Source organism: Streptomyces atratus (genome assembly GCF_040655115.1).
Classification (GTDB): domain Bacteria; phylum Actinomycetota; class Actinomycetes; order Streptomycetales; family Streptomycetaceae; genus Streptomyces; species Streptomyces atratus_D.
Genome location: NZ_JBFAJH010000002.1, coordinates 227,113 through 249,803 on the forward strand (window position 1 = coordinate 227,113; position 22,691 = coordinate 249,803).

The 22,691-nt window shown below is 66.9% G+C and carries 33 protein-coding genes; 30 read left to right on the forward strand and 3 right to left on the reverse strand.

What is annotated here, in order from left to right; translation table 11 throughout:
• Nucleotides 1-18: 18 nt before the first annotated feature.
• The 26 genes from rplV (at nt 19) to truA (ending at nt 14,842) form a co-directional block, all read left to right on the forward strand.
• Nucleotides 19-366, forward strand: coding sequence for a 50S ribosomal protein L22 (gene rplV, locus AB0I23_RS04065; protein ID WP_004571827.1), 348 nt, complete (start codon nt 19-21; stop codon nt 364-366).
• Entirely contained in the window at nt 366-1,202 is an 837-nt protein-coding gene (rpsC, locus tag AB0I23_RS04070; protein ID WP_037688007.1) for a 30S ribosomal protein S3, read from the forward strand. Before rplV ends, rpsC begins: the two co-directional genes overlap by 1 nt.
• Before the next feature lie 5 nt (nt 1,203-1,207).
• Entirely contained in the window at nt 1,208-1,627 is a 420-nt protein-coding gene (rplP, locus tag AB0I23_RS04075; protein ID WP_014047785.1) for a 50S ribosomal protein L16, read from the forward strand.
• Nucleotides 1,627-1,851 (forward strand): 50S ribosomal protein L29, encoded by a 225-nt coding sequence (rpmC, locus tag AB0I23_RS04080; protein ID WP_015035581.1) that lies wholly within the window; start codon nt 1,627-1,629, stop codon nt 1,849-1,851. Before rplP ends, rpmC begins: the two co-directional genes overlap by 1 nt.
• The gene (rpsQ, locus tag AB0I23_RS04085; protein ID WP_030977953.1) at nt 1,851-2,135 is read left to right on the forward strand and encodes a 30S ribosomal protein S17; all 285 of its coding nucleotides are present in this window, start codon (nt 1,851-1,853) and stop codon (nt 2,133-2,135) included. The genes rpmC and rpsQ overlap by 1 nt, the downstream gene beginning before the upstream one ends.
• A 106-nt stretch (nt 2,136-2,241) precedes the next feature.
• Complete coding sequence (gene rplN / locus AB0I23_RS04090; protein ID WP_003966950.1) at nt 2,242-2,610, forward strand: 50S ribosomal protein L14; 369 nt, start codon at nt 2,242-2,244, stop codon at nt 2,608-2,610.
• Between the two features lie 2 nt (nt 2,611-2,612).
• Entirely contained in the window at nt 2,613-2,936 is a 324-nt protein-coding gene (gene rplX / locus AB0I23_RS04095) for a 50S ribosomal protein L24 (RefSeq protein ID WP_003966949.1), read from the forward strand.
• Nucleotides 2,936-3,493, forward strand: a complete 558-nt coding sequence (gene rplE / locus AB0I23_RS04100) for a 50S ribosomal protein L5 (RefSeq protein WP_037688009.1) — start codon at nt 2,936-2,938, stop codon at nt 3,491-3,493. Before rplX ends, rplE begins: the two co-directional genes overlap by 1 nt.
• 2 nt (nt 3,494-3,495) lie before the next feature.
• Nucleotides 3,496-3,681 carry a type Z 30S ribosomal protein S14 gene (locus AB0I23_RS04105; protein WP_003948630.1) on the forward strand — a complete coding sequence of 62 codons (186 nt, stop codon included), beginning with the start codon at nt 3,496-3,498 and terminating at the stop codon, nt 3,679-3,681.
• Between the two features lie 224 nt (nt 3,682-3,905).
• The gene (gene rpsH, locus AB0I23_RS04110) at nt 3,906-4,304 is read left to right on the forward strand and encodes a 30S ribosomal protein S8 (protein ID WP_037688013.1); all 399 of its coding nucleotides are present in this window, start codon (nt 3,906-3,908) and stop codon (nt 4,302-4,304) included.
• A gap of 21 nt (nt 4,305-4,325) precedes the next feature.
• Complete coding sequence (gene rplF / locus AB0I23_RS04115) at nt 4,326-4,865, forward strand: 50S ribosomal protein L6 (RefSeq protein WP_037688015.1); 540 nt, start codon at nt 4,326-4,328, stop codon at nt 4,863-4,865.
• 2 nt (nt 4,866-4,867) lie between these two features.
• A complete protein-coding gene (rplR, locus tag AB0I23_RS04120) occupies nt 4,868-5,251 on the forward strand; it encodes a 50S ribosomal protein L18 (RefSeq protein ID WP_030914149.1) in 384 nt (127 codons plus the stop codon).
• A gap of 47 nt (nt 5,252-5,298) precedes the next feature.
• Nucleotides 5,299-5,904 (forward strand): 30S ribosomal protein S5, encoded by a 606-nt coding sequence (gene rpsE / locus AB0I23_RS04125; RefSeq protein WP_030914151.1) that lies wholly within the window; start codon nt 5,299-5,301, stop codon nt 5,902-5,904.
• Entirely contained in the window at nt 5,904-6,086 is a 183-nt protein-coding gene (gene rpmD / locus AB0I23_RS04130) for a 50S ribosomal protein L30 (protein ID WP_030914154.1), read from the forward strand. Before rpsE ends, rpmD begins: the two co-directional genes overlap by 1 nt.
• 1 nt (nt 6,087) lies before the next feature.
• A complete protein-coding gene (rplO, locus tag AB0I23_RS04135; RefSeq protein ID WP_037688017.1) occupies nt 6,088-6,543 on the forward strand; it encodes a 50S ribosomal protein L15 in 456 nt (151 codons plus the stop codon).
• A 223-nt stretch (nt 6,544-6,766) separates the two neighbouring features.
• Entirely contained in the window at nt 6,767-8,086 is a 1,320-nt protein-coding gene (secY, locus tag AB0I23_RS04140; RefSeq protein WP_327244840.1) for a preprotein translocase subunit SecY, read from the forward strand.
• Nucleotides 8,086-8,745 carry an adenylate kinase gene (locus tag AB0I23_RS04145; protein ID WP_359106598.1) on the forward strand — a complete coding sequence of 220 codons (660 nt, stop codon included), beginning with the start codon at nt 8,086-8,088 and terminating at the stop codon, nt 8,743-8,745. The genes secY and AB0I23_RS04145 overlap by 1 nt, the downstream gene beginning before the upstream one ends.
• A 122-nt stretch (nt 8,746-8,867) precedes the next feature.
• Nucleotides 8,868-9,704: a type I methionyl aminopeptidase gene (map, locus tag AB0I23_RS04150; RefSeq protein ID WP_359106600.1), complete on the forward strand. Its 837-nt coding sequence runs from the start codon at nt 8,868-8,870 to the stop codon at nt 9,702-9,704.
• A 180-nt stretch (nt 9,705-9,884) separates the two neighbouring features.
• Complete coding sequence (gene infA / locus AB0I23_RS04155) at nt 9,885-10,106, forward strand: translation initiation factor IF-1 (protein WP_003956442.1); 222 nt, start codon at nt 9,885-9,887, stop codon at nt 10,104-10,106.
• Nucleotides 10,107-10,166: 60 nt separating this feature from the next.
• Nucleotides 10,167-10,280 (forward strand): 50S ribosomal protein L36, encoded by a 114-nt coding sequence (gene rpmJ, locus AB0I23_RS04160; protein WP_003956441.1) that lies wholly within the window; start codon nt 10,167-10,169, stop codon nt 10,278-10,280.
• 198 nt (nt 10,281-10,478) lie between these two features.
• A complete protein-coding gene (gene rpsM, locus AB0I23_RS04165; protein WP_018519286.1) occupies nt 10,479-10,859 on the forward strand; it encodes a 30S ribosomal protein S13 in 381 nt (126 codons plus the stop codon).
• 105 nt (nt 10,860-10,964) lie between these two features.
• Nucleotides 10,965-11,369 (forward strand): 30S ribosomal protein S11, encoded by a 405-nt coding sequence (rpsK, locus tag AB0I23_RS04170; RefSeq protein WP_003956432.1) that lies wholly within the window; start codon nt 10,965-10,967, stop codon nt 11,367-11,369.
• 29 nt (nt 11,370-11,398) lie between these two features.
• Nucleotides 11,399-12,025: a 30S ribosomal protein S4 gene (gene rpsD, locus AB0I23_RS04175; protein ID WP_359106602.1), complete on the forward strand. Its 627-nt coding sequence runs from the start codon at nt 11,399-11,401 to the stop codon at nt 12,023-12,025.
• 109 nt (nt 12,026-12,134) lie between these two features.
• Entirely contained in the window at nt 12,135-13,157 is a 1,023-nt protein-coding gene (locus AB0I23_RS04180; RefSeq protein ID WP_024755423.1) for a DNA-directed RNA polymerase subunit alpha, read from the forward strand.
• A 218-nt stretch (nt 13,158-13,375) separates the two neighbouring features.
• Nucleotides 13,376-13,900, forward strand: coding sequence for a 50S ribosomal protein L17 (gene rplQ, locus AB0I23_RS04185; RefSeq protein WP_359106604.1), 525 nt, complete (start codon nt 13,376-13,378; stop codon nt 13,898-13,900).
• Nucleotides 13,901-13,987: 87 nt separating this feature from the next.
• Nucleotides 13,988-14,842 carry a tRNA pseudouridine(38-40) synthase TruA gene (truA, locus tag AB0I23_RS04190; RefSeq protein ID WP_359106606.1) on the forward strand — a complete coding sequence of 285 codons (855 nt, stop codon included), beginning with the start codon at nt 13,988-13,990 and terminating at the stop codon, nt 14,840-14,842.
• A 275-nt stretch (nt 14,843-15,117) separates the two neighbouring features.
• On the opposite strand, the gene AB0I23_RS04195 is transcribed toward truA, so the two are convergent.
• Nucleotides 15,118-15,972, reverse strand: a complete 855-nt coding sequence (locus AB0I23_RS04195) for a hypothetical protein (RefSeq protein ID WP_359106608.1) — start codon at nt 15,970-15,972, stop codon at nt 15,118-15,120.
• 58 nt (nt 15,973-16,030) lie between these two features.
• On the opposite strand from AB0I23_RS04195, the gene AB0I23_RS04200 reads away from it, so the two are divergent.
• The 4 genes from AB0I23_RS04200 (at nt 16,031) to glmM (ending at nt 20,497) form a co-directional block, all read left to right on the forward strand.
• Nucleotides 16,031-17,659 carry an ABC-F family ATP-binding cassette domain-containing protein gene (locus AB0I23_RS04200; RefSeq protein ID WP_359106940.1) on the forward strand — a complete coding sequence of 543 codons (1,629 nt, stop codon included), beginning with the start codon at nt 16,031-16,033 and terminating at the stop codon, nt 17,657-17,659.
• Between the two features lie 227 nt (nt 17,660-17,886).
• Nucleotides 17,887-18,330, forward strand: coding sequence for a 50S ribosomal protein L13 (gene rplM, locus AB0I23_RS04205; RefSeq protein WP_037688030.1), 444 nt, complete (start codon nt 17,887-17,889; stop codon nt 18,328-18,330).
• Nucleotides 18,331-18,374: 44 nt separating this feature from the next.
• Complete coding sequence (rpsI, locus tag AB0I23_RS04210) at nt 18,375-18,902, forward strand: 30S ribosomal protein S9 (protein WP_037688031.1); 528 nt, start codon at nt 18,375-18,377, stop codon at nt 18,900-18,902.
• 236 nt (nt 18,903-19,138) lie between these two features.
• The gene (gene glmM / locus AB0I23_RS04215; RefSeq protein ID WP_359106610.1) at nt 19,139-20,497 is read left to right on the forward strand and encodes a phosphoglucosamine mutase; all 1,359 of its coding nucleotides are present in this window, start codon (nt 19,139-19,141) and stop codon (nt 20,495-20,497) included.
• Between the two features lie 114 nt (nt 20,498-20,611).
• Here glmM and AB0I23_RS04220 read toward each other — a convergent pair whose 3' ends face one another.
• On the reverse strand, nt 20,612-21,550 hold the full coding sequence (locus AB0I23_RS04220; RefSeq protein ID WP_359106612.1) for a DUF389 domain-containing protein: 939 nt from the start codon (nt 21,548-21,550) through the stop codon (nt 20,612-20,614).
• Between the two features lie 29 nt (nt 21,551-21,579).
• Nucleotides 21,580-22,575, reverse strand: a complete 996-nt coding sequence (coaA, locus tag AB0I23_RS04225) for a type I pantothenate kinase (protein ID WP_359106614.1) — start codon at nt 22,573-22,575, stop codon at nt 21,580-21,582.
• Between the last annotated feature and the right edge of the window lie 116 nt (nt 22,576-22,691).

Below are 22,691 nucleotides of genomic sequence, written 5' to 3' on the forward strand. Positions count from 1 at the left end.
TACACCGAAGGGACAACCATGGAAGCCAGGGCCCAGGCGCGGTACATCCGCGTCACGCCCATGAAGGCCCGCCGCGTGGTGGACCTCATCCGTGGCATGGATGCCACGGAGGCTCAGGCGGTCCTGCGTTTCGCCCCGCAGGCCGCGAGCGTGCCGGTTGGCAAGGTGCTGGACAGCGCCATTGCCAACGCTGCACACAACTACGACCACACCGACGCCTCTTCGCTGGTCATCAGCGAGGCGTACGTGGACGAGGGCCCGACCCTGAAGCGGTTCCGTCCGCGTGCTCAGGGTCGTGCCTACCGGATCCGTAAGCGGACCAGCCACATCACCGTGGTCGTCAGCAGCAAGGAAGGAACCCGGTAATGGGCCAGAAGGTAAACCCGCACGGGTTCCGGCTCGGCATTACCACGGACTTCAAGTCCCGTTGGTACGCCGACAAGCTGTACAAGGACTACGTCAAGGAAGACGTCGCCATTCGTCGCATGATGACGAAGGGCATGGAGCGGGCCGGCATCTCGAAGGTTGAGATCGAGCGCACCCGCGACCGCGTCCGCGTTGACATCCACACCGCCCGCCCGGGCATCGTCATCGGTCGCCGTGGCGCCGAGGCCGACCGCATCCGTGGCGAGCTGGAGAAGCTGACCGGCAAGCAGGTCCAGCTGAACATCCTCGAGGTCAAGAACCCCGAGGTGGACGCTCAGCTGGTGGCCCAGGCCGTCGCCGAGCAGCTCTCCTCCCGCGTCTCCTTCCGTCGTGCGATGCGCAAGAGCATGCAGAGCTCGATGAAGGCCGGCGCCAAGGGCATCAAGATCCAGTGCGGTGGCCGCCTCGGCGGCGCCGAGATGTCCCGCTCGGAGTTCTACCGCGAGGGCCGCGTGCCCCTGCACACGCTCCGTGCGAACGTCGACTACGGCTTCTTCGAGGCCAAGACGACCTTCGGCCGCATCGGTGTGAAGGTCTGGATCTACAAGGGCGACGTCAAGAACATCGCCGAGGTCCGCGCCGAGAACGCTGCTGCCCGCGCAGGCAACCGCCCGGCCCGTGGCGGCGCTGACCGCCCGGCCGGTCGCGGTGGCCGCGGTGGCGAGCGTGGCGGTCGCGGTCGCAAGCCGCAGCAGTCCGCGCCGGCAGCCGAGGCCCCCAAGGCCGACGCTCCCGCCGCCGCTGCTCCGGCTGAGAGCACCGGAACGGAGGCCTGACCGAAATGCTGATCCCCCGTAGGGTCAAGCACCGCAAGCAGCACCACCCGAAGCGCAGCGGTATGTCCAAGGGTGGCACGCAGGTTGCGTTCGGCGAGTACGGCATCCAGGCGCTGACCCCGGCCTACGTGACGAACCGCCAGATCGAGGCAGCTCGTATCGCGATGACCCGCCACATCAAGCGTGGCGGCAAGGTCTGGATCAACATCTACCCGGACCGTCCCCTGACGAAGAAGCCGGCCGAGACCCGCATGGGTTCCGGTAAGGGTTCTCCCGAGTGGTGGATCGCGAACGTCAAGCCGGGTCGGGTGATGTTCGAGCTGTCCTACCCGAACGAGAAGATTGCTCGTGAGGCGCTCACCCGCGCTGCTCACAAGCTTCCGATGAAGTGCCGGATCGTTCGGCGCGAGGCAGGTGAGTCGTGATGTCGGCCGGTACCAAGGCGTCCGAGCTGCGCGAGCTGGGCAACGAGGAGCTCCTCAACAAGCTCCGCGAGGCCAAGGAAGAGCTGTTCAATCTCCGCTTCCAGGCGGCGACCGGTCAGCTCGAAAACCACGGCCGGCTCAAGTCCGTCCGTAAGGACATCGCCCGGATCTACACCCTGATGCGCGAGCGCGAGCTGGGCATCGAGACGGTGGAGAGCGCCTGATGAGCGAGAAGACTGTGACTGAGACGAACACCGACCGCGGTTTCCGCAAGACCCGTGAGGGTCTCGTCGTCAGCGACAAGATGGACAAGACTGTCGTCGTCGCTGTCGAGGACCGTGTCAAGCACGCCCTGTACGGCAAGGTCATCCGCCGTACGAACAAGCTGAAGGCTCACGACGAGCAGAACGCTGCGGGCGTCGGCGACCGTGTCCTCCTCATGGAGACCCGGCCGCTGTCTGCGACGAAGCGCTGGCGCGTCGTCGAGATCCTCGAGAAGGCCAAGTAATTCCTGAGGGGCATTCCCCTCAGGCAAGTTCCGCCAGGCTCGGTGGGGTTCGACCCGTTCAGGGTTCGAACCCCGCCGGGAACCGGCAGACGATCAGGAGATAGACGTGATCCAGCAGGAGTCGCGACTTCGCGTCGCCGACAACACGGGTGCGAAGGAAATCCTCACCATCCGTGTTCTCGGTGGTTCGGGTCGCCGCTACGCGGGCATCGGTGACGTCATCGTCGCCACCGTCAAGGACGCGATCCCCGGTGGCAACGTGAAGAAGGGTGACGTCGTCAAGGCCGTCATCGTTCGCACCGTCAAGGAGCGTCGTCGTCAGGATGGCTCGTACATCCGCTTCGACGAGAACGCCGCCGTCATTCTGAAGAACGACGGCGACCCCCGCGGCACCCGTATCTTCGGCCCGGTGGGCCGTGAGCTGCGCGAGAAGAAGTTCATGAAGATCATCTCGCTCGCGCCGGAGGTGCTGTAAGCATGAAGATCAAGAAGGGCGACCTGGTTCAGGTCATCACCGGTAAGGACAAGGGCAAGCAGGGCAAGGTCATCGTTGCCTACCCTGCTCAGGACCGCGTCCTCGTCGAGGGTGTCAACCGGGTCAAGAAGCACACCAAGGCCGGTCAGACGGCTCGCGGTTCGCAGACCGGCGGCATTGTCACCACTGAGGCCCCGATTCACGTCAGCAACGTTCAGCTGGTTGTGGAGAAGGACGGCAACAAGGTCGTCACCCGCGTCGGCTACCGCTTTGACGACGAGGGCAACAAGATCCGCGTTGCCAAGCGGACCGGTGAGGACATCTGATGACTGCCACCACTGCGCCGCGTCTCAAGACGCGCTACCGCGAGGAAATCGCCGGCAAGCTGCGTGAGGAGTTCTCGTACGAGAACGTCATGCAGATCCCCGGTCTGGTCAAGATCGTGGTCAACATGGGTGTGGGCGACGCCGCCCGCGACTCCAAGCTGATCGATGGCGCCGTGCGCGACCTCACCACGATCACGGGCCAGAAGCCGGCCGTCACCAAGGCCCGCAAGTCCATCGCGCAGTTCAAGCTGCGCGAGGGTCAGCCGATCGGCTGCCACGTCACCCTCCGCGGTGACCGGATGTGGGAGTTCCTGGACCGTACGCTGTCGCTCGCGCTGCCGCGTATCCGTGACTTCCGTGGCCTGTCGCCGAAGCAGTTCGACGGCCGTGGCAACTACACCTTCGGTCTCACGGAGCAGGTCATGTTCCACGAGATCGACCAGGACAAGATCGACCGGGTCCGGGGCATGGACATCACCGTGGTCACCACGGCGACCAATGACGACGAGGGTCGTGCCCTCCTTCGTCACCTCGGCTTCCCGTTCAAGGAGAACTGACCGTGGCGAAGAAGGCTCTGATCGCTAAGGCCGCCCGTAAGCCGAAGTTCGGCGTCCGCGGGTACACCCGCTGCCAGCGCTGCGGCCGGCCCCACTCCGTCTACCGCAAGTTCGGCCTGTGCCGCGTGTGCCTTCGTGAGATGGCGCACCGTGGCGAGCTGCCGGGCGTGACCAAGAGTTCCTGGTAAATCTTCTTCGCCCTTTGGGCGTTGGGACTACCCGGAAGCTCTCGGTAAGCATCTGGTCGGCAGGAGTCCGGCTCTTCATGCCGTAGGCTTGAAGGGTTGGGCGCCTGCCGCCCTAGACCGACTTACTACGCCGTAGGTCCCCGCACCGCACCCGTCCCGCCAGTGAGTGGGGAGAGGGATGGCGCATACAGGAAACCCCGGCGAGAGAGGCCGAAGGCCAATTCATGACCATGACTGATCCCATCGCAGACATGCTCACGCGTCTGCGTAACGCGAACTCGGCGTACCACGACTCCGTCGTGATGCCGCACAGCAAGATCAAGTCGCACATCGCGGAGATCCTCCAGCAGGAGGGCTTCATCACCGGCTGGAAGGTCGAGGACGCCGAGGTCGGCAAGAACCTCGTCCTCGAGCTGAAGTTCGGCCCGAACCGCGAGCGATCGATCGCCGGCATCAAGCGAATCTCGAAGCCGGGTCTGCGTGTATACGCAAAGTCCACCAACCTGCCGAAGGTCCTCGGCGGCCTGGGCGTGGCGATCATCTCCACGTCCCACGGTCTCCTGACCGGCCAGCAGGCCAGCAAGAAGGGCGTAGGTGGGGAAGTCCTCGCCTACGTCTGGTAGTCGGGAACGGAGGAATAGCTCATGTCGCGAATCGGCAAGCTCCCCATCCAGGTTCCCGCCGGTGTGGACGTCACCATCGATGGCCGCACGGTCGCAGTGAAGGGCCCCAAGGGCACCCTCACGCACACCGTTGCCGCGCCGATCGAGGTCACCAAGGGTGAGGACGGCGTCCTGCACGTTGTCCGCCCGAACGACGAGCGTCAGAACAAGGCCCTTCACGGCCTGTCCCGCACGCTGGTGGCGAACATGATCACCGGCGTGACCCAGGGATACATCAAGGCGCTCGAGATCAGTGGTGTCGGTTACCGCGTCCAGGCGAAGGGCTCCAACCTGGAGTTCGCCCTGGGCTACAGCCACCCGATCCTGATCGAGGCCCCGGAGGGCATCACCTTCAAGGTGGAGTCCCCCACGAAGTTCTCCGTCGAGGGCATCGACAAGCAGAAGGTCGGCGAGACCGCGGCCAAGATCCGCAAGCTGCGGAAGCCTGACCCGTACAAGGCCAAGGGCGTCAAGTACGCCGGCGAGGTCATCCGCCGCAAGGTCGGAAAGGCTGGTAAGTAGCCATGGCATACGGTGTAAAGATCGCCAAGGGCGACGCCTACAAGCGTGCCGCCCTCAAGCGTCGCCACATCCGCGTCCGCAAGCACATCTCCGGTTCGCCGGAGCGTCCGCGCTTGGTCGTGACGCGGTCCAACCGCCACATGGTCGCTCAGGTCATCGACGACATCGCGGGCCACACGCTCGCGTCGGCGTCGACCCTGGACGTGTCCATCCGTGGTGGCGAGGGTGACAAGAGCGCCCAGGCCAAGCAGGTCGGCGCCCTGGTCGCTGAGCGTGCCAAGGCCGCAGGCGTCGAGGCCGTCGTGTTTGACCGCGGTGGTAACCAGTACGCCGGGCGGATTGCCGCTCTGGCTGACGCCGCCCGTGAAGCCGGGCTGAAGTTCTAAGCCCCGGTTCCTACGCACAGCGGACGTAACAGAGAGAGGTAAATCCAATGGCTGGACCCCAGCGCCGCGGAAGCGGTGCCGGTGGCGGCGAGCGGCGGGACCGGAAGGGCCGTGACGGCGGCGCAGCTGCCGCCGAGAAGACCGCGTACGTTGAGCGCGTTGTCGCGATCAACCGCGTCGCCAAGGTTGTGAAGGGTGGTCGTCGCTTCAGCTTCACCGCGCTGGTCGTGGTGGGCGATGGTGACGGCACCGTCGGTGTCGGTTACGGCAAGGCCAAGGAAGTTCCCGCGGCCATTGCCAAGGGCGTGGAAGAAGCCAAGAAGAACTTCTTCAAGGTTCCGCGTATCCAGGGCACCATTCCTCACCCGATCCAGGGCGAGAAGGCTGCGGGCGTCGTTCTGCTCAAGCCTGCTTCCCCCGGTACCGGTGTTATCGCCGGTGGCCCGGTGCGCGCCGTTCTGGAGTGCGCCGGCGTTCACGACATCCTGTCGAAGTCGCTCGGCTCCGACAACGCGATCAACATCGTGCACGCGACCGTGGCGGCCCTCAAGGGCCTGCAGCGTCCCGAGGAGATCGCGGCTCGCCGTGGTCTGCCGCTCGAGGACGTCGCCCCCGCGGCTCTGCTTCGTGCACGTGCGGGAGCGGGTGCGTAATGGCTCGCCTCAAGATCACGCAGACGAAGTCGTACATCGGCAGCAAGCAGAACCACCGCGACACCCTGCGTTCGCTCGGGCTCAAGCGCCTGAACGACGTGGTTGTCAAGGAGGACCGTCCCGAGTTCCGCGGCATGGCTCACACCGTCCGCCACCTCGTGACGGTTGAGGAGGTCGACTGACATGGCGGAGAACAACCCGCTGAAGGCCCACGACCTCCGGCCTGCCCCGGGCGCCAAGACCGCCAAGACCCGTGTGGGTCGTGGTGAGGCGTCCAAGGGTAAGACCGCTGGTCGTGGTACCAAGGGCACGAAGGCCCGTTACCAGGTTCCGGAGCGCTTCGAGGGTGGCCAGATGCCCCTCCACATGCGTCTCCCGAAGCTCAAGGGCTTCAAGAACCCGTTCCGCACCGAGTACCAGGTGGTGAACCTGGACAAGCTCGCGACGCTCTACCCCGAGGGTGGAGAGGTCACCGTGGCCGACCTGGTCGCCAAGGGTGCGGTGCGCAACAACCACCTCGTCAAGGTCCTCGGACAGGGCGAGATCTCCGTGGCGCTGCAGGTTTCGGTTGACGCCGTCTCCGGCTCCGCCAAGGAGAAGATTGCCGCCGCCGGCGGCACCGTCACTGAGCTCGTCTGAGACAACTCGGACAACTCGATGGCCTGAACATCCGACCGGGGATGCCTCTTATTTGGGGCATCCCCGGTTGGTCGTTCCTAGGGGGGCATGGTCGCCGGTAAGGTGGCGTGCACTGTTGCTGTGGTAACCCCTGGGCGCATGCCCGGGAATCTTTGACTCTTTCGTATTCGTCGATCCTCAAGACCGTCACCTCTCGCTCTGCGCGGGGGTCGCAGGAGGCACCGTGCTCACCGCGTTCGCCCGGGCGTTCAAGACGCCCGACCTGCGCAAGAAGCTGCTCTTCACGCTCGGCATCATCGTGCTCTACCGGCTCGGGGCGCACATCCCGGTACCGGGAGTGAGCTACGAGAACGTCCAGACCTGTGTTGACCAGGCAAGCAAGGGCAACAACAGCCTCTTCGGCCTGGTGAACATGTTCAGCGGTGGTGCACTGCTGCAGATCACGATCTTCGCGCTCGGCATCATGCCGTACATCACGGCCAGCATCATCCTTCAGCTGCTGACCGTGGTCATTCCCCGACTCGAGGCGCTCAAGAAGGAGGGGCAGTCCGGCCAGGCCAAGATCACGCAGTACACGCGTTATCTGACCGTCGCGCTCGCCATCCTCCAGGGCACCGGCCTGGTGGCCACGGCCACCAGCGGCGCGCTGTTCAGCGGCTGTCCGGTCGCCGACCAGATCGTTCCGAACCACTCGATCTTCACGACCATCGTCATGGTGATCACCATGACCGCGGGCACCGCAGCCGTCATGTGGCTCGGTGAGCTCATCACCGACCGCGGCATCGGCAACGGCATGTCGATCCTGATGTTCATCTCGATCGCCGCCAGCTTCCCCGGCGCCCTGTGGGCCATCAAGCAGAGCGGCAAGCTGGCCGACGGCTGGATCGAGTTCGGCACCGTCATCCTGGTCGGCTTCGTGATGGTGGGCCTCGTGGTCTTCGTCGAGCAGGCCCAGCGCCGTATCCCGGTGCAGTACGCGAAGCGCATGATCGGCCGCAGGTCGTACGGCGGTACGTCCACGTACATCCCGCTGAAGGTGAATCAGGCGGGTGTGATTCCCGTCATCTTCGCTTCTTCGCTGCTCTACATCCCGGCCCTGGTCGTCCAGTTCTCCAACTCCACTGCGGGCTGGGCCACATGGATCAAGGACCACTTCGTCAAGGGTGACCACCCGTACTACATCACGGCGTACTTCTTGTTGATCGTCTTCTTCGCCTTCTTCTATGTGGCGATTTCGTTCAACCCCGAGGAAGTCGCCGACAACATGAAGAAGTATGGTGGCTTCATCCCGGGTATCCGGGCTGGTCGACCTACTGCCGAGTACCTGAGCTACGTGCTCAACAGGATTACTTGGCCGGGCTCGCTGTACCTGGGTCTGATCGCTCTGGTGCCGACGATGGCGTTGGCAGGCTTCGGTGGCGCTAACCAGAACTTCCCGTTCGGCGGGACGAGCATCCTCATCATCGTGGGTGTGGGCCTGGAGACCGTGAAGCAGATTGAGAGTCAGCTCCAGCAGCGCAATTACGAAGGGTTCCTCCGCTGATGCGAATCGTCCTCGTCGGGCCGCCCGGTGCCGGCAAGGGAACGCAGGCTGCGTACCTTGCCAAGAACCTGTCGATTCCGCACATCTCCACGGGCGATCTCTTCCGCGCCAACATCAGCCAGGGCACTGACCTTGGCAAGCAGGCTCGCGCCTACATGGACGCGGGGCAGCTGGTGCCGGACGAGGTCACCATCGCGATGGCCAAGGACCGCATGTCCCAGCCGGACGCCGTGAACGGCTTCCTGCTCGACGGCTTCCCGCGCAACGTGGGGCAGGCCGAGGCGCTCGACGAGATGCTCAAGAGCGAGGGCGTGACGCTGGACGCGGTTCTCGACCTGGAGGTCCCCGAGGACGAGGTCGTCAAGCGCATCGCGGGGCGGCGTATCTGCCGCAACGACAGTGCGCACGTCTTCCACGTGACGTACAACCCGCCGAAGGCCGAGGGCGTCTGTGACACCTGCGGCGGCGAGCTGTATCAGCGCGACGACGACAGCGAGGAAACGGTCCGGACCCGGCTCGAGGTGTACCACACCCAGACCGAGCCGATCATCGACTACTACCGGGCCCAGGGCCTGGTCGTCACGATCTCGGCGCTCGGCAAGGTCGAGGACGTGACCAAGCGGTCGATGGAAGCCCTCAAGAAGGACCGCGAGGGCTGAGGAACACCCCGTAATACCTGTACAGACGGCCGCGGCGTCCTTGGGCGCCGCGGCCGACTGTTTGCGCCGTATCGTGGAGTACGCCGCACCCGTGACCGTTCGATGCAGAGAGGCGCCGCGCAATGGTGCAGATCAAGACCCCCGAGCAGATCGCGAAGATGCGTGAGGCGGGGCTGGTGGTCGCTGCCATTCACGCGGCCACCCGCGAGGCGGCGGTGCCCGGCGCCACCACCCACGACCTGGACCAGGTCGCGCGCAAGGTGATCGCCGACCACGGTGCGAAGTCGAACTTCCTCGGCTACGGCGGATTCCCCGCGACCATCTGCACCTCGGTCAACGAGGTCGTCGTGCACGGCATCCCGGACGAGGAGACCGTCCTCAAGGACGGCGACATCATCTCCATCGACGCCGGCGCGATCGTGGACGGCTGGCACGGCGACGCGGCGTACACCGCGTTCGTCGGCACCGGTCACGCTCCGGAGCTCGTCGAGCTGTCCCGGGTGACCGAGGAGTCCATGTGGGCCGGGATCGCGGCGATGAAGGTGAACAACCGCCTCGTCGACATCTCGAAGGCGATCGAGTCCTACATCCGCCGCCAGCCGCGTCCGGCCACGGGCAAGTACGGGATCATCGAGGACTACGGCGGCCACGGCATCGGCACCGAGATGCACATGGATCCGCACCTGCTGAACTACGTCGCGCGCAAGCGCGGCAAGGGCATCAAGCTGGTCCCGGGTGTCTGCCTGGCCATCGAGCCGATGGTCTCGCTCGGTACGCCGCAGACCGAGGTGCTGCAGGACAACTGGACGGTCATCACGACCGACGGCACCTGGTCCTCCCACTGGGAGCACTCGATCGCCCTGACCGAGCAGGGCCCCCTGGTCCTGACGTCCCCCGACTGCGGCCGCGCGAAGCTGGCGGAGTACGGGATCCAGGCCGCGCCGGACCCGCTGGGCTGAGGGGCCCACCGGCTGAGAACGCGCCCCCGGGCAGGTCTAAGGATCTACTCCGATGGGCAAACTTGACGGATTCGTCTTTTGGGGTCCGCTGACGTAGACTGACTCGTCGGCTCTCGTGCATCCGTGTGTCCGCATACGGAGCGGAGAGTCGATCAAGGTAGCCGATTCGAAAGGCGAAGCGTGGCCAAGAAGCAAGGTGCCATCGAAATTGAGGGCACCGTGATCGAGTCCCTCCCGAACGCCATGTTCAAGGTGGAGCTCCAGAACGGTCACAAGGTCCTCGCGCACATCAGCGGCAAGATGCGGATGCACTACATCCGTATCCTTCCGGATGACCGGGTCGTGGTGGAGCTCTCTCCGTACGACCTGACGCGTGGCCGGATCGTCTACCGATACAAGTAGATCTTGCCCACGCCCTGCTACGGCGGGGTGGTGGCACTGACCCGGAGAACCTGACATCCCATGAAGGTCAAGCCGAGCGTCAAGAAGATCTGCGACAAGTGCAAGGTGATCCGCCGTCACGGTCGGGTCATGGTCATCTGCGACAACCTGCGCCACAAGCAGCGCCAGGGCTGAAGCACGACCCCCTGCATCTCGCAGCACTTCGCGCGACGCACGTAATACGTACATACGCAGTGCCCGTCCACGCTTCGGCTGACGACACCTCCGGCGGGGGCCGGGGACCCGGACGTACCACCGCTTCCCTTTCGGGGACGGTCGGCGGCCGGGAGTGGTATTGCGGAAGACCCCCGAAATGACAACTGGAGCCATTGAATGGCACGCGTTTCAGGTGTTGACATCCCGCGCGAAAAGCGCGTGGAGGTTGCCCTCACCTACGTCTTCGGTATCGGGCGCACCCGGTCCAAGGAGATCCTCGCCACCACGGGTGTGAACCCGAACACGCGCGTTCGCGACCTGGCCGAAGAGGACCTGGTCAAGATCCGCGAGTACGTGGACGCCAACCTCCGCACCGAGGGTGACCTCCGCCGCGAGATTCAGGCCGACATCCGCCGCAAGGTCGAGATCGGCTGCTACCAGGGTCTGCGTCACCGCCGCGGCCTGCCGGTCCACGGCCAGCGCACCAGCACGAACGCTCGTACCCGCAAGGGTCCGCGTCGCGCGATCGCCGGTAAGAAGAAGCCGGGCAAGAAGTAGTCCTCAGCGGACGCACTGCGGCAGTCCGGATCCCCGGGCCGTTGCAGCATCCAGCGGTCTTCGCTGTAGGACCGATCACCTCCCCTCTCCATCTGGAGTAAAGACATGCCCCCCAAGGGACGTCAGGGCGCAGCCAAGAAGGTGCGTCGCAAGGAAAAGAAGAACGTTGCTCACGGCCACGCGCACATCAAGAGCACGTTCAACAACACGATCGTCTCGATCACGGACCCCTCGGGCAACGTGATCTCCTGGGCCTCCGCCGGCCACGTCGGCTTCAAGGGCTCGCGCAAGTCCACCCCCTTCGCCGCGCAGATGGCCGCCGAGTCGGCCGCCCGCCGCGCGCAGGAGCACGGCATGCGCAAGGTTGACGTCTTCGTCAAGGGTCCGGGCTCCGGCCGCGAGACCGCGATCCGTTCCCTCCAGGCCACGGGCCTCGAGGTCGGTTCGATCCAGGACGTCACCCCCACTCCGCACAACGGATGCCGGCCGCCCAAGCGCCGTCGCGTCTGACGCACTGAAGCAACGGAGACAACTGGAAAATGGCGCGATACACCGGGGCCGACTGCAAGCGTTGCCGTCGGGAGAAGCAGAAGCTGTTCCTTAAGGGCAGCAAGTGCGAGAGCGCGAAGTGCCCGATCGAGATCCGTCCTTACCCCCCGGGTGAGCACGGACGCGGGCGCACCAAGGACAGCGAGTACCTTCTTCAGCTTCGTGAGAAGCAGAAGTGCTCGCGGATCTACGGTGTCCTTGAGAAGCAGTTCGTGAACTACTACAAGGAAGCGAACCAGAAGACCGGCAAGACCGGTGAGAACCTTCTGCGCATCCTTGAGACCCGCCTCGACAACGTGGTCTACCGGGCCGGCTTTGCCAAGTCCCGCGACCATGCCCGTCAGCTGGTGCGTCACGGACACATCGCCGTGAACGGCACGAAGACCGACATTCCGTCGGCCCGCGTCGCCGTGAACGACGTCATCGAGGTCCGCCAGAAGTCCAAGACCCTGACCCCCTTCCAGGTGGCTCAGGCCGAGGCCGGCGAACGCACTGTCCCGGCATGGCTCGAAGCCGTGCCGTCGACGCTGCGGATCCTCGTGCACTCCCTGCCCGAGCGCCAGGTGATCGACACCCAGGTGCAGGAGCAGCTGATCGTCGAGCTCTACTCCAAGTAGCAGAGCTCGCGGGTCCGGGCGGTACGGCTCTTTCGGGTCGTGCCGCCCGTACCCTTGTCAGTATCTGGGGGCGTCAAATAGTGGGCGCCCACGACTGAAGGACCACAGCATGCTTATCGCTCAGCGTCCGTCGCTGACCGAAGAGGTCGTCGACGAGTTCCGCTCCCGGTTCGTGATCGAGCCGCTGGAGCCGGGCTTCGGCTACACCCTCGGTAACTCTCTCCGCCGCACGCTCCTCTCCTCGATCCCCGGCGCTGCTGTCACCAGCATCCGGATCGACGGTGTCCTGCACGAGTTCACCACCGTGCCGGGCGTCAAGGAGGACGTCACCGATCTCATCCTCAACATCAAGCAGCTGGTCGTCTCCTCGGAGCACGACGAGCCGGTCGTGATGTACCTGCGCAAGCAGGGTCCCGGCCTGGTCACCGCTGCTGACATCGCCCCGCCGGCCGGTGTCGAGGTCCACAACCCGGACCTGGTCCTCGCCACGCTGAACGGCAAGGGCAAGCTGGAGATGGAGCTGACCGTCGAGCGCGGTCGCGGCTACGTCTCCGCCGTCCAGAACAAGCAGGCGGGCCAGGAGATCGGCCGTATCCCGGTCGACTCCATCTACTCGCCGGTGCTCAAGGTCACGTACAAGGTCGAGGCGACCCGTGTCGAGCAGCGCACCGACTTCGACAAGCTGATCGTCGACGTCGAGACCAAGCAGGCCATGCGCCCGCGTGACGCCATGGCGTCGGCCGGTAAGACTCTGGTCGAGCTGTTCGGTCTGGCCCGCGAGCTCAACATCGACGCCGAGGGCATCGACATGGGCCCGTCGCCGACGGACGCCGCGCTCGCTGCCGACCTGGCGCTGCCGATCGAGGAGCTGGAGCTCACGGTCCGCTCGTACAACTGCCTCAAGCGTGAGGGCATCCACTCCGTGGGTGAGCTCGTGGCGCGTTCCGAGGCCGACCTGCTCGACATCCGCAACTTCGGTGCGAAGTCGATCGACGAGGTCAAGGCGAAGCTGGCCGGTATGGGCCTGGCGCTCAAGGACAGCCCGCCCGGATTCGACCCGACCGCTGCCGCCGACGCCTTCGGCGCCGACGACGACGCGGACGCGGGCTTCGTCGAGACCGAGCAGTACTAGTACGCCTCCGGCTGGGGCGCCCGGGGTTTCCGGGCGCCCCGGACCGGACCGGGTGGGGGCTTTGCCTCAACCGCCGGACGGGCTTGATCCCGGCCGATGACTGATCTCATCGGCCGAGATGGTGTCCGGATGGCCCATGGACTTCCGTGGAGCGGCCGCTTCACGGGAACTGACACCGGTACCTGATACGGCCGGTGCAGCACACAAGGAGAAACACCATGCCGCGTCCCGCCAAGGGTGCCCGTCTGGGCGGCAGCGCCGCGCACGAGCGTCTGCTTCTCGCGAACCTCGCGAAGTCGCTGTTCGAGCACGGCCGCATCACGACGACCGAGGCCAAGGCCCGCCGCCTGCGTCCGGTCGCCGAGCGTCTGATCACCAAGGCGAAGAAGGGTGACATCCACAACCGTCGCCTCGTTCTGCAGACGATCACGGACAAGAGCATCGTGCACACGCTCTTCACCGAGATCGCGCCGCGCTACGAGAACCGCCCCGGTGGTTACACGCGCATCACCAAGATCGGCAACCGTCGTGGCGACAACGCCCCGATGGCCGTCATCGAGCTGGTCGAGGCGCTGACCGTGGCGCAGCAGGCCACCGGTGAGGCCGAGGCCGCGACGAAGCGTGCGGTCAAGGAGGACTCCCTCAAGAAGGACGAGTCCGCCGAGGTCGTCGAGGACGCCAAGCCGGCCGAGGCCGACGCGCCCGCCGCGGAAGCGGCTGATGTGGAAGCCAAGGACGCCTGAGCGTTCTGAGACCACTGGACGGGCCCGCATCACCCTTCGGGGCGGTGTGGGCCCGTTCCGTACGTTCGGGCCTGAGAGGATCGTTGGGTGAGTGACGAAGTAGAGCCCGGTTTCGTGCGGGTGCGACTGGACCTGGCGTACGACGGCAAGGACTTTTCCGGCTGGGCGAAGCAGACGGCGCGGCGCACGGTGCAGGGGGAGATCGAGGACGCGCTGCGTACCGTGACCCGGTCCGACCGGACGTACGACCTGACGGTCGCCGGGCGCACCGACGCCGGGGTGCACGCCCGCGGCCAGGTCGCGCATGTCGATCTGCCGGACGAGGTGTGGGCCGAGCACGGCGCGCTGCTGCTGCGTCGGATGGCCGGCCGTATGGCCCCCGACGTACGGATCTGGCGGGTGGCCGAGGCTCCGGCGGGGTTCAACGCGCGCTTCTCGGCGCTGTGGCGTCGGTACGCGTACCGGATCTCGGACCGGCCCGGCGGTGCCGATCCCCTGACCCGCGGGCATGTGCTCTGGCACGACCGGCCGTTGGACGTGGACGCGATGAACGCAGCCGCGGCCAGGATGCTCGGGGAGCACGACTTTGCCGCGTACTGCAAGAAGCGTGACGGCGCGACGACCATCCGTACGCTGCAGAAGCTGAGGTGGGTACGGGACGAGGCGTCCGGAGTCATCACGGGGACCGTGCAGGCCGATGCCTTCTGCCACAACATGGTGCGCGCGCTGGTCGGCGCCATGCTGTTCGTGGGGGACGGACGCCGCCCCGATCCGTGGCCTGCCCAGGTGCTGGCGGCGGGGGTGCGGGACCCGGGGGTGCACGTGGTGCGGCCGCACGGACTGACGCTGGAGGAGGTTGCCTATCCGGCCGACGAGTTGCTCGCCGCGCGCAACAAGCAGGCACGCAACATGCGGACGCTGCCGGGGGGCGGCTGCTGCTGAGGCGCGGCGAGGGGTTCACAGCTGCTGGGCAAGCGACCGTGCTGTGCCCCGTCGACGTAGCAGTCAAGGCTGACAACGAGCCCCCCAGGCGTTCTTCGGCCTCGCCGGTGAAGGGCGCGCCCCGGTACGGCAGGCACTGCTCGCCATCCATGTCGGCCTCGGGGTCGTCGATGTCGACGCGTGTGACGTCGGTCACCGGACGGCTGCCGGTCGGGGAGCGCGACGCCGTCGATCACTGTCGTCGTGGCAGGTGTGCGACACCCTCCGGGGCCGCGTCAGCCGGTGGGCGCGGTCGCCGCCGCCGAGGCCTGGACCTCACCGCGGTGGCGGATCTGGCGGAACGTGAAGTTCGTCAGGTCGTCGCCGACCGTGAAGACGTCCTTGTCGGCCTTGGTGACGTTCGTGCCGTTCGTGAAGCCTCCGATGGTGAAGTAGGCGTAGCGGCCGTACGAGTTGGCGGTGCGTCGGCAGATCGAGCCGCCGCGGCAGAACGTCGGCACGCCCGCGCCGCTCAGCGACGCCAGACCGCCGGACGCCTGCTGCGCCGCCTTCTTGGCCTGCGCCTCCGTCTCGAAGACCGCGACGCCGACGGTGACGGCGACCGCCGCCTTGCTGTACGTGGCGCGGATGACCTGGTCGCAGCCGTTGTTCGTGAGGATCGAGCCGAGCGCGCCCTGTGTGGTCGCGGCGCAGTTCGTCGTGCGGTGCGTGGCGCCCTTGGCGTAGACGCGGTCGCCGACCGCCAGCTTCTTGCCGGGGTAGAAGGAGTCGATGGAGATCGGCGCCCTGTCCTTCTTCACGTCGGAGATGTAGTCCTTCGGGTCCGGCGGGGGCGGAGGAGCCACCGTGGAGAAGGACGGCTCGGGCTCCGCCGAGTCGGTCGGCAGATCGGCGGGTCCCGGCAACTGGCTCGCGTTCCTGTCCGAGCCGGTGGAGCCGCCGTTGTTGTTGGCCGAGATGACGGCTGTGGCGACGATCGCCGCGATCGTGGCGGTGGCGAGCACGCCGCCGCCGATCATCAGCCATTTCCTGCGACGACTCCGCGCGGCGGATTGATCGGCCAGCGCTGCCCAGTCCGGAGTGTGATTGCCTCCGGGCCCCCAGGAGGGCCCCCCTTGCCCAAAGCTCATGCGGCGAATCCTAGAGGAGGCATAAACCGGTTGGGCCAGGGCTTCGCGGGCCGTGACAATGCTGTGCATGGGACATCTTGAAGCGGGCCACCTGGAGTACTACCTACCGGACGGGCGGGTGCTGCTCGGCGATGCTTCGTTCCGGGTCGCGGACGGTGCCGTCGTCGCCCTCGTGGGGGCGAACGGCGCCGGGAAGACGACGCTGCTGAGGCTGCTGTCCGGGGAGCTCCAGCCGCACGGCGGCACGGTGTCGGTGAGCGGCGGACTCGGGGTGATGCCGCAGTTCGTGGGCTCGGTGCGGGACGACCGTACGGTCCGGGACCTGCTCGTCTCCGTCGCCCAGCCGCGGATCCGGGAGGCGGCGCAGGCCGTCGACAAGGCCGAGGAGCTGATCCTCACCGTCGACGACGAGGCCGCGCAGATGACGTACGCGCAGGCCCTCAGCGACTGGGCGGAGGCCCGCGGGTACGAGGCCGAGACCGTCTGGGACATGTGCACCATGGCCGCGCTCGGTGTCCCGTACGAGAAGGCGCAGTGGCGCGAGGTCCGCACGCTCAGTGGCGGTGAGCAGAAGCGGCTCGTGCTCGAAGCGCTGCTGCGCGGTCCCGACGAGGTGCTGCTGCTCGACGAGCCGGACAACTATCTCGATGTCCCCGGCAAGCGGTGGCTGGAGGGGAAGCTCAAGGAGACGCGGAAGACGGTGCTGTTCGTCTCGCACGACCGGGAGCTGTTGTCCCGGGCCGCCGAGAAGATCGTGAGCGTGGAGCCCAGCCCGGCGGGCAGCGACGTGTGGGTGCACGGCGCCGGCTTCGATACGTACCACCAGGCCCGGAAGGACCGGTTCGCCCGGTTCGAGGAGCTGCTGCGGCGCTGGGAGGAGGAGCACGCCCGGCTGAAGGCGCTGGTCCACCGGCTGCGGCAGCAGGCGGCGATCAGCCCCGACATGGCGTCGCGCTACCGGGCCATGCAGACCCGCTTCAAGAAGTTCGAGGACGCGGGGCCGCCACCGGAGCCGCCGCGCGAGCAGGACATCAGGATGCGGCTGCGCGGCGGCCGGACCGGGGTGCGGGCCGTGACCTGCAAGGGGCTCGAACTGACCGGGCTGATGAAACCGTTCGACCTGGAGATCTTCTACGGGGAACGGGTCGCCGTCCTCGGCTCGAACGGGTCGGGCAAGTCGCACTTCCTGCGGCTGCTGGCCGGTGAACCGGTCGCGCACACGGGGGAGTGGAAGCTCGGCGCACGGGTCGTGCCCGGGCACTTCGCGCAGACGCACGCCCATCCGGAGCTGATGGGGCACACGCTCGTCGAGATCCTGTGGACGGAGCACGCGAAGGACCGGGGCGGGGCCATGTCCGTACTGCGCCGGTACGAACTCGAGCGGCAGGGCGACCTGCCCTTCGAGAAGTTGTCCGGCGGGCAGCAGGCACGGTTCCAGATCCTGCTGCTGGAGCTGGCGGGAACCACGGCGCTGCTGCTGGACGAGCCGACGGACAACCTGGACCTGGAGTCGGCGGAGGCGCTGCAGGACGGTCTTGAGGCGTACGACGGGACCGTGATGGCGGTCACGCACGACCGGTGGTTCGCAAAGTCGTTCGACCGCTATCTGGTGTTCGGGTCCGACGGGGTGGTGCGGGAGACCGTGGAGCCGGTCTGGGACGAGCGCAGGGTCGAGCGGGAGCGGTAGGGCCGGCGCGTTTTGACCCGTCCCGGGCGGGGCGGGTACTGTCGGGGGTTGTTATACGTATCGGCTTCGTCGTTCTCACGCGAAGAGCCCTTACGTAGGTTCTCTGGAGCAGTTACCAGTGGCTCGCATACGGACAGCGTTCCCGGCATTGTGGGCCCCAGCTGCATGATCGCTTCAGGGGTGCCATGTGTCTGGACCTCATCCACTGAAGAAGCGAAGGCTACGAAGTGCGTACGTACAGCCCCAAGCCCGGCGATGTGACGCGCCAGTGGCACATCATTGACGCGCAGGACATCGTCCTGGGTCGTCTGGCCACCACGGCTGCGAACCTCCTCCGAGGCAAGCACAAGGCGATTTACGCCCCCCACATGGACATGGGCGACTTCGTCATCATCATCAACGCCGAGAAGGTTCACCTCTCCGGCAACAAGAAGACCCAGAAGATGGCGTACCGCCACTCCGGGTTCCCGGGTGGTCTGCGCTCCGTGCGTTACGACGAGCTCCTCTCCAAGAACCCGGAGAAGGCTGTCGAGAAGGCCATCAAGGGCATGATCCCCAAGAACACCCTGGGCCGTCAGATGCTCTCGAAGCTCAAGGTCTACGCGGGCGACCAGCACCCGCACGCTGCGCAGCAGCCGGTCCCGTTCGAGATCACCCAGGTCGCGCAGTAGTTCCGGCCTCCCCCTAAGACGTAAAGAAAGATCTGAGGAGAATCGTGGCCGAGACCACTGTTGAGAACCCCATCGAGGGCACCGAGGGCGAAGAGGTCTTCGCCGAGGTGACCACCTTCGAGTCCGAGGTTCCCGTCGAGGGCGAGTACACCAGCGAGTCGCTGGCGTCCCGCTTCGGCGAGCCGCAGCCTGCCGCCGGCCTTGGCCGTCGCAAGAACGCCATTGCCCGCGTCCGGATCGTTCCGGGCACCGGCAAGTGGAAGATCAACGGTCGCACCCTTGAGGACTACTTCCCCAACAAGGTGCACCAGCAGGAAGTCAACGAGCCCTTCAAGGTGCTCGAGCTCGACAACCGCTACGACGTCATCGCCCGCATCTCGGGTGGCGGCGTCTCGGGTCAGGCCGGTGCGCTGCGCCTCGGTGTCGCCCGTGCGCTGAACGAGGCGGACGTGGACAACAACCGCGCCCCGCTGAAGAAGGCCGGCTTCCTCTCCCGCGACGACCGTGCGGTCGAGCGCAAGAAGGCCGGTCTCAAGAAGGCCCGTAAGGCCCCGCAGTACAGCAAGCGCTAATCCGCCTGCTCGCCTGCTTTACACGTTCGCCCCGGCGGCACTCCTTGTGCCCCGGGGCGTTCGTCTATTGACACCCTCGGGCGTATAACAGCATCAGACGTTCATAGGCCCGCCGTGCTGGCATGGCTCTTTATCCGGCATGGCTCTTTATGTTGCCTTGCGTCGTTCCGGGTCATGTCTGTCATGACTTGCTTTGTTTGTGCAGTTCGGTTTCGGAGCATCTTCGGAGGACACCAGTGGGACGACTCTTCGGCACGGACGGTGTGCGCGGCGTCGCCAATGCGGATCTGACGGCCGAGCTCGCGCTCGGTCTGTCGGTCGCTGCGGCGCATGTGCTCGCCGAGGCGGGCACCCATGAGGGACATCGGCCGACCGCAGTGGTGGGCCGTGACCCCCGCGCGTCCGGAGAGTTCCTGGAGGCCGCCGTGGTGGCCGGTCTGGCGAGTGCGGGCGTGGACGTCCTGCGCGTCGGTGTGCTGCCCACCCCCGCGGTGGCGTACCTCACCGGCGCGCTGGGCGCCGACCTCGGCGTGATGCTCTCGGCCAGTCACAACGCCATGCCGGACAACGGGGTCAAGTTCATCGCCCGCGGTGGTCACAAGCTCTCCGACGAGCTGGAGGACCGGATCGAGACGCTCTACGAGCAGCACCGCACCGGTGAGCCGTGGGCGCGTCCGACCGGCGCCGGCGTGGGAAGGGTCACGGAGTACGCCGAGGGCTTCGACCGGTACGTGGCCCACCTCGTCGCGGTCCTGCCGAACCGGCTCGACGGACTGAAGGTCGTCCTCGACGAGGCGCACGGCGCGGCCGCCCGGGTCTCGCCCGAGGCCTTCGCGCGGGCCGGCGCCGAGGTGATCACGATCGGTGCCGATCCGGACGGCCTGAACATCAACGCCGGCTGCGGCTCCACCCACCTGGAGCCGCTGAAGGCCGCCGTCGTCGAGCACGGCGCCGACTTCGGCATCGCGCACGACGGCGACGCCGACCGCTGCCTCGCCGTGGACGCGTCGGGCGAGGAGGTCGACGGCGACCAGATCCTCGCCGTGCTGGCTCTCGCCATGCGCGAGGCCGGGCAGCTGCGCAAGGACACCGTGGTCGGCACGGTCATGTCCAACCTCGGCTTCAAGGTCGCCATGGAGCGGGAGGGCATCCATCTCGTCCAGACCGCCGTCGGCGACCGTTACGTACTGGAGTCGATGAAGGCGGAGGGCTACGCGCTGGGCGGCGAGCAGTCCGGCCATGTCATCGTCCTCGACCACGCCACGACCGGTGACGGCACGCTGACCGGCCTGCTGCTGGCGGCCAGGGTCGTCGCCACCGGCCGTACGCTCGCCGACCTGGCCGGTGTCATGCAGCGGCTCCCGCAGATCCTGATCAACGTCCCGGACGTCGACAAGTCCCGGGTCGCCACCTCCCCGGAGCTGGCCACCGCGGTCGAGGAGGCCGAGCGCGAGCTGGGCGACACCGGGCGCGTACTGCTGCGTCAGTCGGGCACCGAGCCGCTGGTACGGGTCATGGTCGAGGCGGCCGACATCGATCAGGCACGCTCGGTGGCCGGGCGGCTGGCCGACGTGGTGAAGTCCGCCCTGGGGTGACCTCCGCCGTACGACGGTGAGATGCCGCCCGGTGTTCTCCTGGAGAGGCGCCGGGCGGCGTCGTGTGCGGCGGGTGCCGGGCGGAGGCCCGTCGCCGGCCCCCGCGCCGTCGTGTCAGGCAGTCCGGGCCCGGCGGCGGTGCATCGCCCACAGCGCCTTCTGGACCAGCAGGGTCAGCGTGCCCGCGAGAACGATCCCGCTGAGGTTCGCCGCCAGCTGGCCCGCCGAACCCCACGTCTGCGAAAGGTCCTGGTAGCTGAAGGCCACCGCCGCGTTGGCGGCGGCGGGCACCGTCGTCACCGAGATCGCGACACCGATCAGCGCCCCCGACTTCGCCGAGGTGAGGGAGAGCGTCCCGCCGATGCCCGCCAGGAACGCCACCACGAGCGACATCCAGTCCGGCTGCCAGATGAACGCGGTATTGGGTCGTTTCGCCTCGATCATCGCCTCAGTGAAGAGCCCGACGTCGTTCATCACCCAGGCGAACCCGGCCGTCAGTACCATCGCGACGGCGAACCCGCCGACCAGCGTCCACAGCGACCGCCACACCAGGCGCGGGGCGCGCTGCACCAGCGCCGTGGATATGCCGGCCAGCGGCCCGAACTCCGGGCCCACCGCCATCGCACCCACGATCAGGATCGCGTTGTCCAGCATCACACCGCAGGCCGCGAGCATCGTGGCGATCGAGAGGAACGCCACGTAGGTGACGCTGAACGTCGACTCCTCGTGGGTCGCGTCCGTCAGCTCCTCCCACAGCACGGCGTCCACGCCCTCGCCCGGCGCCTCCTCCTCGGCCCGGTCGGCGTGCGCGGAGAGTGTCAGGTCCGTGTTCTCGACGGTGATCGAGCCGGACTTGTCGATGCCGAGCCCGCGCAGCGCGGTGATCAGCTCGTCGCCCGCCTCGCGTGCGACGTCGCACGTCACGACATCGCCCGCGGGGTCGACGGCGACACCGGGCATGACCACCAGATGCGTGGTGCCGACGGTGCGCCGCATGAGGTGCACCACCTCGTCCGTGCGGTCGTGAGGGACGATCAGGCGCAGATGCAGCACGCGGGACACTCCCGGGGAGGCTCGGGGACTCAGAGTTTGCGCAGCGAGAGACGCTGGACCTTGTGGTCCGGGCCCTTGCGCAGCACCAGAGTGGCACGACCGCGTGTGGGTGCCACATTCTCCAGCAGATTCGGCTTGTTGATGGTCCGCCACATCGTGCGCGCGTACTCCATGGCCTCCTCCTCGGAGACCTGGGTGTACGTGCGGAAGTACGAGAACGGGTTCTGGAAGGCCGTCTCGCGCAGCTTGCGGAAACGGTTGAGATACCAGGTCTCGATGTCCTCGGAGCGCGCGTCCACGTACACACTGAAGTCGAAGTAGTCGGCGAGCCCGACCCTGGTGCGGCCGTCCTTGCCGGGGAGCGCGGGCTGCAGCACGTTGAGGCCCTCGACGATCAGGATGTCGGGGCGGCGTACGGTGAGCCGCTCGCCCGGCACGATGTCGTAGATGAGGTGCGAGTAGACGGGCGCCGTCACCTCGTCCTTGCCGGCCTTGATGTCGGCGACGAAACGGGTCAGGGCGCGCCGGTCGTACGACTCCGGGAACCCCTTGCGCGACATCAGCCCGCGCGCCTGGAGCTCCTTCATCGGCAACAGGAACCCGTCCGTGGTCACCAGCTCGACCCGCGGGTGCTCGGGCCAGCGGGCCAGCAGCGCCTGGAGGATACGGGCGCTGGTCGACTTGCCGACCGCGACACTGCCGGCGACCCCTATGACGAAAGGGGTGCCCCGCTGCTCGCCGTGGCCGTTGCCCGCGTCCCCGAGGAAGGTGTTCAGGGCGCCGCGCAGGCCGGAGGTGGCCTGGACGTAGAGGTTGAGGAGCCGGGAGAGCGGCAGGTAGACGTCGCGCACCTCGTCGAGGTCGATGACGTCCCCGAGGCCGCGCAGCTGCTCCACCTCGTCGGCGGTCAGCGGCAGTGGCGTCTTGTCGCGCAGGGCGCTCCATTCGGCGCGCGACAGATCGACGTACGGCGTCGAAGCGTGCTCGGCGTGTCGGTGGGTGCTCCGTGGCGGCGAAGTGATCACGGGTTCATTGTCGCGGGAGTTGTGACGGAGTGGGGGGTGGAGTCGGTCACGTGGAACGGGCTGCGGGCCGGTGTCCGCACCCTTGTCGCGGACACCGGCCTGCCTCGTACCGCTGG